Annotated in this window: 13 protein-coding genes; 1 reads left to right on the forward strand and 12 read right to left on the reverse strand. The window is 38.2% G+C overall.

All coding sequences use genetic code 11. From position 1 onward, the window contains the following. Positions 1 to 24: 24 nt before the first annotated feature. From recG to QRE67_RS17795, 3 genes are all read right to left on the reverse strand, one after another. Positions 25 to 2,073 carry an ATP-dependent DNA helicase RecG gene (gene recG / locus QRE67_RS17785; protein WP_286121556.1) on the reverse strand — a complete coding sequence of 683 codons (2,049 nt, stop codon included), beginning with the start codon at positions 2,071 to 2,073 and terminating at the stop codon, positions 25 to 27. 507 nt (positions 2,074 to 2,580) lie between these two features. After that, entirely contained in the window at positions 2,581 to 4,257 is a 1,677-nt protein-coding gene (locus QRE67_RS17790; RefSeq protein WP_286121557.1) for a DAK2 domain-containing protein, read from the reverse strand. A 22-nt stretch (positions 4,258 to 4,279) separates the two neighbouring features. After that, positions 4,280 to 4,642 (reverse strand): Asp23/Gls24 family envelope stress response protein, encoded by a 363-nt coding sequence (locus QRE67_RS17795; RefSeq protein ID WP_070144601.1) that lies wholly within the window; start codon positions 4,640 to 4,642, stop codon positions 4,280 to 4,282. A gap of 377 nt (positions 4,643 to 5,019) precedes the next feature. Here QRE67_RS17795 and rpmB point away from each other — a divergent pair, with 377 nt between their 5' ends. Next, positions 5,020 to 5,208, forward strand: coding sequence for a 50S ribosomal protein L28 (gene rpmB, locus QRE67_RS17800; RefSeq protein ID WP_286121558.1), 189 nt, complete (start codon positions 5,020 to 5,022; stop codon positions 5,206 to 5,208). 73 nt (positions 5,209 to 5,281) lie between these two features. Here rpmB and spoVM read toward each other — a convergent pair whose 3' ends face one another. The 9 genes from spoVM to fmt form a co-directional block, all read right to left on the reverse strand. Continuing rightward, on the reverse strand, positions 5,282 to 5,362 hold the full coding sequence (spoVM, locus tag QRE67_RS17805; RefSeq protein ID WP_286125312.1) for a stage V sporulation protein SpoVM: 81 nt from the start codon (positions 5,360 to 5,362) through the stop codon (positions 5,282 to 5,284). 65 nt (positions 5,363 to 5,427) lie between these two features. Then, positions 5,428 to 6,069 (reverse strand): thiamine diphosphokinase, encoded by a 642-nt coding sequence (locus QRE67_RS17810; RefSeq protein ID WP_286121559.1) that lies wholly within the window; start codon positions 6,067 to 6,069, stop codon positions 5,428 to 5,430. A gap of 116 nt (positions 6,070 to 6,185) precedes the next feature. Continuing rightward, on the reverse strand, positions 6,186 to 6,830 hold the full coding sequence (rpe, locus tag QRE67_RS17815) for a ribulose-phosphate 3-epimerase (protein WP_286121560.1): 645 nt from the start codon (positions 6,828 to 6,830) through the stop codon (positions 6,186 to 6,188). Between the two features lie 2 nt (positions 6,831 to 6,832). Next, positions 6,833 to 7,714: a ribosome small subunit-dependent GTPase A gene (gene rsgA / locus QRE67_RS17820; protein WP_286121561.1), complete on the reverse strand. Its 882-nt coding sequence runs from the start codon at positions 7,712 to 7,714 to the stop codon at positions 6,833 to 6,835. 371 nt (positions 7,715 to 8,085) lie between these two features. Continuing rightward, positions 8,086 to 10,062 carry a Stk1 family PASTA domain-containing Ser/Thr kinase gene (gene pknB, locus QRE67_RS17825; protein ID WP_286121562.1) on the reverse strand — a complete coding sequence of 659 codons (1,977 nt, stop codon included), beginning with the start codon at positions 10,060 to 10,062 and terminating at the stop codon, positions 8,086 to 8,088. Between the two features lie 8 nt (positions 10,063 to 10,070). Beyond that, entirely contained in the window at positions 10,071 to 10,823 is a 753-nt protein-coding gene (locus tag QRE67_RS17830; protein WP_286121563.1) for a Stp1/IreP family PP2C-type Ser/Thr phosphatase, read from the reverse strand. 4 nt (positions 10,824 to 10,827) lie between these two features. After that, positions 10,828 to 11,916: a dual-specificity RNA methyltransferase RlmN gene (rlmN, locus tag QRE67_RS17835; RefSeq protein ID WP_286121564.1), complete on the reverse strand. Its 1,089-nt coding sequence runs from the start codon at positions 11,914 to 11,916 to the stop codon at positions 10,828 to 10,830. Positions 11,917 to 11,920: 4 nt separating this feature from the next. Beyond that, positions 11,921 to 13,261 (reverse strand): 16S rRNA (cytosine(967)-C(5))-methyltransferase RsmB, encoded by a 1,341-nt coding sequence (gene rsmB / locus QRE67_RS17840; protein ID WP_286121565.1) that lies wholly within the window; start codon positions 13,259 to 13,261, stop codon positions 11,921 to 11,923. Beyond that, positions 13,258 to 14,202, reverse strand: coding sequence for a methionyl-tRNA formyltransferase (gene fmt / locus QRE67_RS17845; RefSeq protein WP_286121566.1), 945 nt, complete (start codon positions 14,200 to 14,202; stop codon positions 13,258 to 13,260). Before fmt ends, rsmB begins: the two co-directional genes overlap by 4 nt. Positions 14,203 to 14,215: the final 13 nt, after the last annotated feature.

The following is a 14,215-nucleotide window of genomic DNA, read 5'->3' on the forward strand; positions in this document are numbered from 1 at the left end:
AACAAAAATTTTATACATTCCCTTTTAATCGAGCTTCTCTCCTTGAAATACACCTGTTCTTTCTAGATAAACGCGCAATGTTGCATATTGTTCATTATGCCAAAACGCTTCCGAATCAACGAGCAATGCTGCATCTTGCCTTGCCGTTTCTAACGCTCGATAATCATGTACCATATCAGCCACCTTAAACTCTGGTAGACCACTTTGTTTACTTCCAAAGAAATCACCAGGACCTCGTAACTCTAAATCTTTCTCCGATAATACAAATCCATCATTCGTTTCTGTCATAATACGCATGCGCTCTTTCCCAGTTTCCGATTTGGGATCTGCAATTAAAAGACAATAAGACTGTTCATCCCCACGCCCCACACGTCCTCTAAGCTGATGAAGCTGAGATAAACCAAAACGCTCTGCATCATAAATGACCATAACCGTTGCATTTGGCACGTTAACACCAACCTCAACTACCGTTGTCGAAACGAGGATTTGTAATTCATTTTCACTAAACTGCCCCATCACATCTTCTTTTTCCTTTGAAGATAGGCGCCCGTGCATTAACCCTACTTGAAACTTCCCTTGATAATGATGCATAAGCATACTGTGCAAATCAATCGCATTTTGCACATCCAATTTCTCAGATTCTTCAATTAGTGGACAAATAACGTAAGCTTGCCTTCCCTTCTTCACTTCTTTTTCAACAAAGCTGAGAACACGATCTAACATGTCGTGCTTCGCCCAATATGTTTCAATTACTTTACGGCCAGCTGGCATCTCATCAATAATCGAAACATCCATTTCTCCAAAAGCAGTAATTGCCAGCGTTCGAGGAATTGGAGTTGCCGTCATAAATAACACATCTGGACTTTCTCCTTTTTCCCGCAAGACGCGGCGCTGCGCCACTCCAAAACGGTGCTGTTCATCCGTAATAACAAGTCCTAGCCTGTGAAAAATGACCTCATCTTGAATTAAGGCATGCGTTCCAACAAGAATATCTATTTCTCCCTGCTCGAGTTTCGCTAAAATTTCACGACGACGCACTCCTTTTACTGAACTTGTTAATAATTCAACATTCATACCAAAATGAGAAAACGTATCCGCTAGCGATTGATAATGTTGCTCTGCTAAAATTTCTGTAGGAACCATTAACGCCCCCTGATAATGCGCTAACTTTGCTGCATAAAGAGCAATAGCAGCTACTACTGTTTTCCCAGACCCTACATCTCCTTGCAACAATCGATTCATTCGATATGGAGACTGTAAATCTTTCATAACCTCAGAAACAACGCGGCGCTGGGCACCAGTTAGCGGAAACGGAAGCGCCTCGATAAACTCTTCTAATTTTTCGGTAGAAATTGTTTTTTCCGTTCCTTTCGAACTCTCTCTTTCCATTTTACGAAGAGCTTGCATCTTAAGTTGAAATAAGAAAAACTCTTCATATACAAAACGGCGACGTGCTTGCTTCAAGTCTTCTTGTCCAACAGGAAAATGCAGCCCCCGAAGCGCCTCATAACGTGGTAATAATTTATAACGCCCTAGCAAACCCTCCGGTAATACTTCTGTTATAGTAGAACCGTATTCTTTTAGTGCTTGTGCGATAAAACGGCGTATTTGCTTCACTGTTAATTTTCCTTTTACAGAATACACCGGTTCTACTTCTTGCTGTCGTACCACTGGGCCAAAGTGAAGCTCAGATACAGAAATAGTTTGGCGATGTTGATCCCACTTACCAGTAATCGTTACCGTCTCATCCAGGTTTAATTTTTGCTTATAATACGGTCTATTAAAGCAAACAGCCGTAATTAAATACCGTCCGACAAGAACACGAACTGTGAGACGCGATTTTTTCTTTCCATAATATTGCAATAAGGGAGCACTATGCACCTTTCCTTCTACTGTCACTCGTTCATCGTGCTTTACTTCTGCTAAATCCTTCATCGCATAGTCTTCATAACGGTACGGAAAATGCTCTAATAAATGGGAAACTGTATAAATCCCCATCTCATGTAATAATTCAGATGTCTCTTCCCCGATTCCCTTTACAACCGTAACAGGAACTTGCACAACTTCATTCAAGATTTTCACGCTCCGTCACTTCATTTTCTTATTGTCACTATATCGTTACTTTCGATACTTATATTCATAGTAATTCCACACAACTTGTAATTGCTCTCTTCTACCATCTCTATTTTATCATAGGCATTCTAAGCGCAACTACTCTCATATACTCTTCACTCTATCCGTCGTATGTAACATATTTGAAAATCAGCAAACTGAATAAGGGACAACTATGAGTATGAACCAATTCATTCAGCGAGATCTCATAAAGTGAAACTTCCATCAACGTCGTTACCTTCATCTCACCTCTTTGAGGCGGGAGTCTTACTACCCAAGCTTTCCACGAGCGATATACAAAACGAAGAAATATATACGAAAGAAAAGAGCCTCACTATAACAGCAAGGCTCTTCTTTATCATCATTATGCTAGCCTTTTGAAGAAGAGCCACTGACAACATCCCGTCGCTAGCCCTCACTCATTAGCAGATAAACAGCTCATCCCTCAACAAAAATAAGGATTTCAGCTTATTCTACAGAGAAGATGAAAGAATATACAGGTTGATTTCCTTGGTGAACTTCTACCTCTACATCTTCGAATTTTCCTTCTACAAATGCAGCTAATGCAGCAACTTCTTCATCAGTTGCATCTTCACCTTGTAGAATCGTTAAAATCTCAGAATCTTCATCCAACATACTTGCTAGCAATTGCTCTGCTGCAGCTACTTTGTCTCCATTTGTAGAGACAATTTTGCCGTCTGCAATGCACATGAAGTCATTCTTTTGAATTGCTACACCGTCAATTTCTGTATCGCGAACTGCATACGTAATTTGACCTGTTTTCACATGAGCAAGTGCTTCTTTCATGCTTTCTTCGTTCTCTTCTAACGTTCCTGCAGGATTAAACGCTAGCATAGCAGCCATCCCTTGTGGAACAGTTTTAGAACGAACAACGATAACATCTTGATCAACGACAGACGCAGCTTGCTCTGCTGCCATCACGATATTCCCGTTATTTGGTAAAATAATAATTTTTTCAGCGTTAGCTTCTTCAATTGCCTTTACGATATCCTCCGTACTTGGATTCATCGTTTGGCCACCCTCAATCACTTGTGTCGCGCCGATGCTCTCGAATAGGTTTTTAATACCAGATCCCATCGCTACTGTTACAATGCCGTACTCTTGTTTCTCTTTGGGTTGCTTTATTTCCTTATGCATTGGTGTTGGCTCATCCAATAAAGCAGTATGCTGCTCACGCATATTTTCTACCTTGATTTTAATTAAACTACCGTAACGTTGCCCGTAGTTCATCGCATCTCCAGGATGTTCTACATGAATATGAACTTTTACAACTTCCTCATCCGATACAACAAGTAACGAATCACCATATGCACTAATATCTTCGCGGAATTTTTGCTCAGAGAAATTATGTTCTTTCATTTTCTCCGGCTCCAATTTCACCATAAATTCAGTACAATATCCGTATGTAATATCTTCTGTACTCAATTGGCTTTGTACACTACGGTGATGCTCTGCACGTACCATTTCATTCATAGATGGTTGCGCTGGTGCATCAGAAGAAATTGTTTCTCCTTTTAAGTCAGCTAAAAAGCCCTCATATACCACAACAAGACCTTTACCACCGCTATCTACAACACCAACTTGTTTTAATACAGGTAATAGATCTGGCGTACGATTTAACGATGCATTTGCTTCTTTCACAACATCTTCCATAAACAAAACAAAGTCGCGCTGTTTTTTCGCAACTGTGACTGCATGTTTACTCGTTTCTCTCGCAACTGTTAAAATAGTTCCCTCAATCGGTTTCATAACCGCTTTATATGCCGTTTCTACACCAGCTTCTAAAGCTGCTGCAAAATCAGCTGTTGTTAACTCTTCTTTTTGTTCAATTGATTTAGAAAAGCCACGGAACAACTGAGATAAAATAACACCCGAGTTACCACGTGCTCCCATTAATAATCCTTTTGCTAAACTTACTCCGACTTTACCAGCGTGTTGTGACGGTTTCTCTTTAACTTCGCGCGCACCTGAAGTCATTGATAAATTCATATTTGTACCGGTATCGCCATCTGGAACTGGAAAAACGTTTAAAGCATCAACAAGCTGAACATTGTTTGTTAAATTATTCGCTCCTTGTATGATCATTTGTGACAAACGTTTTCCATCAATTTTTTGAATTGACACAGTTCTTCCTCCTTAATGCACATTACAAGTTTATTACTTTAACTCCTTGGACATAGATATTTACAGAATCTACTGCTAGTCCTACCGTTTGATCTAGTGTATATTTCACTTTCGTTTGGACGTTATGTGCTACCTCTGAAATTTTTGTACCATAGCTCACGATAATATACATATCAATATGTACTTCATCTTCGTCTTTACGAACGATAACGCCTCTAGTGAAGTTTTCTTTTCGTAAAATGTCTGTTAATCCATCTTTTAATTGGTTTTTTGAAGCCATACCAACGATACCGTAGCAATCTACCGCGGCACCTCCAGCAATTGTTGCAATTACCTCTGTACTAATATCAATTTGACCGTACTTCGTTTTAATTTCAATTGACATCTCGTTTCCCCCTTCAGAAATGGTGAAAGTGAGCTAGACTACTTTAGTTACTATCATATAATCTTTTCAAAGAAAATTCCATCGTTCTTTCTTTTCGCTCTCACATTTATACAATAAAGTAGCACTTTTTATGATGAGCACAATAGTCCATTGTTATTATACAACATGTATCACTATAATATGTCAAGTGATTTCTCTTGATTTCTACCTTTCTTTCTTTTCATATAGTGTCAAGTAATTTTTCTTGATTTCTTTTTTATACACTGTTGCATTCTCTTTTTAGTTGTGTTAAATTATAGTAGTGTTTTTAGCATCGCATAAAAGACTAACATTGAAAAAAATACGTATGTTACGGTAGTTAAGGGAGGGAAATATAGATGGCTCGTGTTTGTGCTATTACTGGAAGAAAATCTCGTTCTGGGAACTCACGTTCTCACGCAATGAACAAAACAAAACGTAAATGGGGCGCTAACCTTCAAAAAGTTCGCGTACGCATCGACGGTAAAGTTCAACGTGTTTACGTTTCTGCTAGAGCGTTAAAATCTGGCAAAATCGAACGTGTTTAATAATAAAAAAAAGAGCCTATAGGCTCTTTTTTTATTATCTCCATGAAAAAAGCACCGGTAATAGGCGCTTTTTTTATCCCTTTTTAAAGGTATTTAACATCGCACGAACAATTCCACCAAGAAATTTTGGCAACTTAATTGTATAAAATCTCATGGTTTCCCTCCTAATCCCCATTACTCCACTTGTTTACTATATGGCGTAGCAGCAAAAATGTTTCTTCAATCAGCGCTTCTTATCACCATTAATATGCCAGAAGTAAATGAAAAAGTACCTTTTTCCGCAACGAGTTCATTACTAATACAAAGTGTCGATCCCCATTCTATCGTTTTATCCGTAAGAGGATATTTAAAACCGTGAAGTGTAATGCCTTTTACAATTTCCGTAACCGGTACAAATGATACATATGGAAACTGGTTATTTGCTTCAATTATATATGTACCCACTTTTTTTACAGCTATTTCATTTTGATTATCAACAATATGCATTTCAGTATGTGCATGCAAACCTTTTAGCAGCATTTGTATGTTCGCTAAACCATGATCAAGCCTTCCACCTGTAGCACCAAAAATACGAACTAGTTTTGGCTTTTGCTCCAATGCCCAGTTAATTGCAATTTCTAAATCAGTTTGATCCTTTTCCCGCGGAACAATATGTAACTCACTTGTTTGTTTTTGCATCCATGCTAATTCCTCAGCTGTAACTGAATCATAGTCACCAAAAGCGACTGACGGTATGATCCCTCTCTGCAATAAATGGTACACCCCTCGGTCTACCGCAGCCCATACAACCTCTTCACTTTTATATTTGGAGAAATCAGCACAATACTCGACGGGTCCACCAGCTAAAATATGAATAATCATGTTCTCTTCTCCTTCTATAGAAAAAAGGCAATCTGCCAGTCGGTAGATTGCCTTTTTCACACTTTCCCCGTTCTAACGGTCATAAAACTCTCAAGTCATAAGTGTTACTTGTATCTTTATCCACGAATTACTCGAATTGCTTCACCACGGTCTTTTTGATTGTATACTGCTGAACCTGCTACAAGGACGTTTGCTCCTGCTTCCACACAAAGCCTAGCAGTCTCAGCATTTACACCACCATCAACTTCAATTTCTACTTGCAAATTACGCTCCCTGACCATTTCTGCAACTTGCTTAATTTTTGGTAATACAGAATGAATAAATTTCTGCCCACCAAAGCCTGGATTTACTGTCATAAGTAATACCATATCTATATCTTCTAATACATGTTCAATTATAGAAACTGGTGTATGCGGATTTAAAACGACTCCTGCTTTAATACCATGCGATTTAATTAATTGAATTGTACGATGTAAATGTGGACAAGTTTCCACATGAACAGTAATAATATCTGCTCCTGCTTTTGCAAAAGTAGGAATATAATTATCAGGATTTTCGATCATTAAATGTACATCTAATGGTAAAGATGTAATCGGACGAATTGCCTCTACAATTAATGGACCGATTGTAATGTTCGGAACAAAATGTCCATCCATTACATCAACATGAATGTAATCCGCTCCGCCTTTCTCTACATCTTTAATCTCTTCCCCTAATTTCGAAAAATCTGCTGATAAAATCGATGGTGCAATTTTAATCATGATTAATACCTCGGCTTTCTCTCTCTAATTTCTTCTACAAACTGTTTGTAATTTTCATAACGATAACGAGTAATCTTACCTTCTTCAACCGCTGTCTTTACCGCACATTTCGGTTCCGAAAGGTGTGTACACCCTCTAAATTTACAGTATTGACTCTCTTCTTTCAACTCTGGAAAACAATGTGTAAGATCTTCTACTTCTATATCAATGAAATCGAGAGAACTAAAACCTGGTGTATCTGCGACCAGACCACTTCCCACTTCAATTAATTCCACATGTCTTGTCGTATGCTTACCGCGGCCTAAATGAGTTGAAATATCGTTTGTTTTCAATGCTAAATCCGGACGCAGTACATTTAGTATTGATGATTTTCCTACACCCGATTGCCCCGCAACAACAGAAACACAACCTTCTAACAATGGTTTTAAAATATCAATACTGTCCGATGCGATTGTAGAAGTAAATATTACGTCATATCCCATTGCACGATAATCATTTGCATACGATTCAACCGTTTCTCGCATTTTGTCATCTACTAAATCCATTTTACTAATGCAAATAATAGGTGTAATGTTATGAAATTCAATTAATACTAAAAAGCGATCTAATAATCCCGGATTAAAATCTGGCTCGACTGCAGAAAAAACAAGAATCGCCTGATCGACGTTTGCAATTGGTGGTCTGACAAGTTCATTTTTACGCTCAAAAACCTCTAAAACATACCCTTCACTCGGATTATCCGCTTGAAAAATGACTTGATCTCCAACAAGTGGTGTAATTTTATTTTTTCGGAATACACCACGGCCACGGCACTGTGTAATACCTTCTTCATGCTGTACATAATAAAAACCACTTAAAGCTTTTATAATTTTTCCTTCTGCCATATAATCCTCCTTTATTCTATATAAAGTGAAACTTTAATCAGTCGGGGTTTTCTTCATCCCCCACTGATTATTAGCCCTCACCAATCAGGCTTTTACGGGCAGTTTATCCCTCACCTAACTTCTTTGCTTTCGCTAAACTTTGAAGTGAGGGTATTACTGCCCGTTAATGCGGGATAACTCCAATTTGTAACTAATTGTTTAAAGTTATACATTCATCAGTTCAGAGCTTGCTTAATCCTCTATATTTTGAGTCGCAAAGCTTTACTATCTGCTAGAGCAGGATATGCAACCTAAATTCTCGTAGCGTATAGAAGCAATAGGATCCACTCATCATACAAGGAAAGTGGAATCCAACGAATGGAGACTCCCCTTTATTGAGTTGGATATGGCACTTCTTTATCAATGATAGTCGTTCCATCTCGAACAATTTTATAATGTCCTTTTGTTTCCTCTTGAATTACAAACTCTAGAGAAATAGTAGCTGATTCTGTTATCGTTCGCGTCTCAATTGGCTTATCCATCTTCTGCTGCATATCTTCTTTATAGATCTCAACTGTTTGTGGTTTTTTTTCACCAGCTAGAGAAGCTTCATATGGAATCACAATATTATCTACTTTTACAGTTTTCGTTACTTTTGGTTTCGGTCCATCAGATACAATAATTGTTACTTTATCCCCTTCTTTTAATGGTATTCCTGGTTTTGGGGATTGCGAAATCACCAGTCCTTTATCAACTGTATCTGAATATTCCCTTTTTACATCTGGGATAATTTTTTTCTCATTCAAATAGCTATTCACGCTATTTTCTGTCCACCCCGAAAAGTTAGCAGGGCGAATTTCATAAGGACCTTTACTTACCCAAATTTTTATATCTTGCTCATTTTCTACAATCAACTCATCTGCATTTGGCGTTTGTTCTACAATTTCACCTTTCGGCTTTTCGCTTTCAATATAATAGGGGACAACAATTTTATATTGTCCTTCTAATTCATTCTTCAGACCTTCAAAATCTTTGCCAATTAAATTACGCATTTTATTCTTCTGTTTTCCACCAGATTGATAAATAGTAATTTTTGTATCTTCCTTCACAACACGTCCTGCTACTGGACTTGTTTTAATAACCTTCCCAGCTTCCACATCATCTGTATAGACAATATTAGGTTCGGCCACATCAAACCCTTTCTCAACAAGAGAATTGACCGCGGTTTCATATTTCATACCGGACACATCTGGAACTTTTACATCTTTCGGTATAAAAAATCCTGGAATTACAGTAAGAGCTAACGTAGTACCAATAGCTAAAAGTAAAAATGTTGTGATTAAAACTTTAAACCATTTATTACTTCGCTGTTTTTTCTTTTTTGGTTTCACTTGCTCATCTTTCGTCTGTTCATCCGTCTTCTTTTCAGTTAGTATGATTGTTTCATCACTCACATTTTCCAGTAAATGTTCCTGCTGAATGATTGGAATTGCTTTTGTCGCTTCCATATCTTCAGGTATATAGAACGGCTGCTCATTAATTCGCTCTGGATATAATGCTGTTTCAATATCTCGCTTCATCGCATTTGCAGACTGATAACGATGAAATGGATCTTTGGCAGTCGCTTTTAAAATAATATTTTCCACACTTTGCGGAATATCCGGATTCCATCGTTTCGGAGATGGTGTTTCATTTTGTAAATGTTTTAATGCAATGGCAACTGCAGACTCTCCAGAAAATGGCAGGCGTCCCGTTAACAATTCAAACATGACAATTCCAAGAGAATATATATCTGACTGTTTATTCGCTATTCCCCCGCGCGCTTGTTCAGGTGACAAATAATGAACAGAACCAAGGACTGAATTCGTATGCGTAATTGTTGTTGCACCATTCGTTGCCGTCGCTATTCCAAAATCCGTCACCTTTACAATCCCATCACTTCGAATTAAAATATTGTGTGGTTTTATATCCCGATGTACAATTTCAAAATGATGGGCGTGTGCCATTGCAGATGTTAACTGCTCCATAATATCAAGAGCTTCTCCTATAGGTAGCAGCCCTCGCTGATTTATGTATTGTTTTAATGTTTGTCCCGGGACATATTCCATGACAAGATAGTAAATGCCATCTTCTTCCCCAACATCATACATATTCACAATATTTGGATGCGACAACGTTGTGACAGATTGCGCTTCTCGATGAAAACGTTTAATAAATTCATCGTTATTTGCATAATCGAGCCGCAATATTTTTACCGCCACATCCCGGTCCAGTATATCGTCATGAGCTAAATATACATTGGCCATTCCGCCGCCGCCAATCATTTTCAGCAATTTATAACGGTCATTTAGGCGTTTTCCAATCATCACGTTGTCATTCACCTACTTTCGTTTGCCGGATCCGTATAATCAACAATGACAAGAGTAATATTATCTTCTCCACCAAGATCGTTCGCAAGTTGAACAAGATGTTTTCCCTTTGTCTCTAGCTGTTGGTTTAATTGCAAAATCTTTTTCATATCATCCATTGCAACTTTATTTGATAATCCGTCAGAGCAAAGAAGCAGTTGATCGTTTTCTTCTAACACTAATGTTTTGACATCTAATTCAACTTTTTCTTCTGTTCCAAGTGCCCGTAATAGCACATTCTTTTTCGGATGGTATTCCGCATCCTCTTTTGAAATCTCTCCATGTCTTACAAGTTCATTTACGAGTGAATGGTCTTCCGTTACAAGCGATATATGTCCATCTGATACCATATAACAACGGCTATCTCCTATATGTCCAATCGTTACAAATCCCGCTGTACAAACAGCCACAACAATTGTTGTCCCCATTCCACTGCACTCTGTATGCTTCTTAGAGTACTGATATACTCGCTCATTAATCATCTCGACATACGTATGTAGCCACTGCTCTGCCTTTTTTGGTGTATCCATATTATAAGATTGTTTCCAGTAATCACGGAATAATTGAATGGTCATCGAGCTAGCGATATCGCCTGCTCGATGACCTCCCATTCCATCAGCCACTACTACTAATATATTTCCATCTAAATTCTGAAAAACTCCTGCACTATCTTCATTATGTTGACGAACTTTTCCTTTATCCGATAGAAACACGGTTTTCATCTTGTCACCTCGTCTCTTCTTTGCGCTCCTTCGCACGCAACTGGCCACAGGCAGCATCAATATCATGTCCTTGTTCACGACGAATCGTTACATTCACACCACGATCTTTTAACGTTTTTTCAAATAAGAAAATTTGTTCACGTGGCGTTCTCACGTAATCGCGTTCCGGTACATAGTTAACCGGAATTAAGTTCACATGACATTTAACACCTTTTAACAGTTGAGCAAGTTCTTCAGCATGCTCAACTTGGTCGTTTTCTCCTCCAAATAAACCATATTCGAATGTAATACGACGCCCGGTTCTATTTACATAATATTTAATAGCTTCCATTAAATCAGGTAGCTTATAAGCACGGTTAATCGGCATTAATTTTGAACGCAATTCTGAGTTAGGAGCGTGCAGCGAAATCGCAAAGTTAATTTGTAAATCTTCCTCAGCGAACTTATAAATTTTCGGGATAATTCCACTAGTTGAAACCGTCATATGACGCGCACCGATATGAATTCCTTTTTCATGATTTACAATGCGTAAAAATGCCATTAAATTATCATAGTTATCAAACGGTTCTCCAATTCCCATTACAACAAGAGAACTAACACGTTCTTCTGTTTCATCGAGCGCACGCTGTACTTCTACAACTTGTGCTACAATTTCTCCAGCTTCTAAATTACGCTTTAAACCACCAAGCGTTGATGCACAGAACGTACAACCAATTCGGCAACCAACCTGCGTTGTTACACAAATGGAATTTCCATATTCATGTCGCATTAATACCGTTTCAATGGAATAGCCATCATATAATTGAAATAAAAATTTAATTGTACCATCGGAAGATGTTTGTTTTACTAACGTAGTTAACGTAGTAATATCAAAGGAATTCGACAATTTATCACGCAATCCTTTGGAAAGGTTTGTCATATCCTCATAATTTTTCACACGTTTTTTATATAACCAATCAAAAATTTGGCCTGCACGGAATGTAGGTTCTCCCTGTTCCTTTAACCAATCTTGCATCTCATGAAGTTGTAAAGAATAAATAGACATTTTTTTTGTTTCTAGATTTTTCTTTTGTTTTTTTACAGTCGTTTCCATGATGCTACACCCTCTTTCTTAAACAAGCAATATAAAAGCCATCTGTTGCAAAATAATGCGGTAAAATTTGTAATTGTCCTTCATTTATATACGGGCTTACCTTTTCTGGCATGCGCTCTTTCACAGTAGAATCCCATTCAAATTCAGGATGTGCTTGTAGAAATTGCTCTATCACTTGTTCATTTTCTATTTTTTCAATTGTACACGTACTATAAACGAGTCGGCCGCCTTCTTTTAAAAGAGGTGCTACTTTTTCTAGTATCGCTAGCTGGATTGTCGATAGTCTTTCGCTATCTTCTTTTCCTTTTCCTTTACCTAATTTAATATCAGGTTTGCGGCGTATTACACCAAACCCAGAACACGGTGCGTCTACTAATATTTTATCAAAGCTTTCGTTTTCGAAATGCTCTTGTACTTTTCTTGCATCCAACGCTTTTGTTTCCACGTTTTCTAAATCAAGGCGCTTCGCCTGCTGCTGAATTAAACGCACTTTATGTGGATGTAAATCCAGTGACATTACCTGCCCAGTTCCATTTAACAGTTCTGCAATATGCGTTGTTTTTCCACCTGGAGCAGCGCAACTATCAAGAACTGTATCTCCTGCTTCTGGATTTAAGGCACGTGCAACAAGCATAGAACTTTCATCTTGAATGGAAAGAAAACCTTTTCGGAATGCTTCTGTATGCGCTACATTCCCCTTTTCAATTTGAATGGCATCTTCCGATAAGTCGCCACGCTTCGCTTGTACACCCTCATTTTGCAGTAAGGTAATAGCCTCTTCTACCGTTCCTTTTGCCACGTTTACACGTGCAGCAGAAACAGGCGGAAGCAAGTTCACTTCACACATTTTTTGTGCCGTATCTAGATTATATGCTGTTACCCACTCATGAATAAGCCACTCAGGATGACTTGTTGCAACTGCAAGTCGCTTCTCTGGATTTTCGATTTCATCTACAGATGGAACACCTTCACGCTGAATAGAACGAAGTACCCCATTGACCATTCCTGCAATTCCTTTATGACCACGACGCTTTGCAATTTCAACCGCTTCATGAATGACCGCTCTTTCTGGAACACGGTCTAAATATAACATCTGGTATAAAGAAAGGCGTAATAGAACTTTTACCCATGCCTCTACTTTTTTTCTTAAAAATGGTTGCAAGTAGTAATCAAGTGTATCACGGCGTTGAATCGTTCCATATACAATTTCTGTTAATAATCCGATGTCTTTTTTATCAATTTCACTTTTTTCAATCAAATTATTTAAAAGTAAATTGCTGTATGCACCGCTTTTTTCTATCTGTATTAAACCATCAAGGGCTAACTCACGAACATTTTGCCTCATGCTTCTTCTCCTAACTTCGTGCCAATCTCAGGTTTTGTTCCACGTAAAAATTGTGCACAGTTCATACGTTTTTTACCCGATGGCTGCAATTCAGTAATTTTGATTGCCGTTTCATTTCCTGTTTTCACAACAAAACCATCTTCTTCAACTGCTATAATTGTGCCCGCTTCAGCTTGCTCTTTTATTAGAACTTTTTCACCCCACCATACTTTTACAACTTGTCCTGCTAAAGTTGTATAAGCAACCGGCCAAGGGTTTAAGCCACGAATGTGATTGTAAACTTCTTCACCTGTTTTCGTCCAGTCAATTTTTTCTTGCTCACGTTTAATATTGTATGCAAAAGTTGCTTCCTCATTATTTTGTTTGATAGGTTCTAATTTCCCTTGTAGTAAAAGCGGCACTGTTTTCGATAATAAATGTGATCCAGCCTCACTTAATTTATCAAATAATGAACCTGTTGTTTCACGTTCCTCAATTTCAACTTCTACTTGCGTTAAAATATCACCAGCATCCAATTTTTCAACCATATACATAATTGTAATGCCTGTTTTTTCTTTTCCTTGCATGATGGAATAATGAATTGGTGCACCACCGCGAAGTTCTGGGAGTAATGAAGCATGGACGTTAATACATCCGTACTTTGGTGCTTCTAAAATTTCGTTTGGTACAATTTGTCCGAATGCAGCTGTCACGATTAAATCCGCCTGCAAGGCCAACACTTTTTCATATTCATCTTTTTCACGAATTTTTAACGGTTGCAACACTGGAATACCATGTTTTTCCGCTTCTACCTTAACAGGAGTTGGCGTCATAACCTTTTTTCTGCCCACTGGACGATCCGGCTGCGTCACAACACCAATCACATCATATCCATCTTCAATAAGACGACGAAGCACCGGTACAGAAAAGTCCGGTGTTCCCATAAATACTACTTTCACCATTCAAAAACCGCTC

Source organism: Bacillus sp. DX3.1 (assembly GCF_030292155.1).
Taxonomy (GTDB): domain Bacteria; phylum Bacillota; class Bacilli; order Bacillales; family Bacillaceae_G; genus Bacillus_A.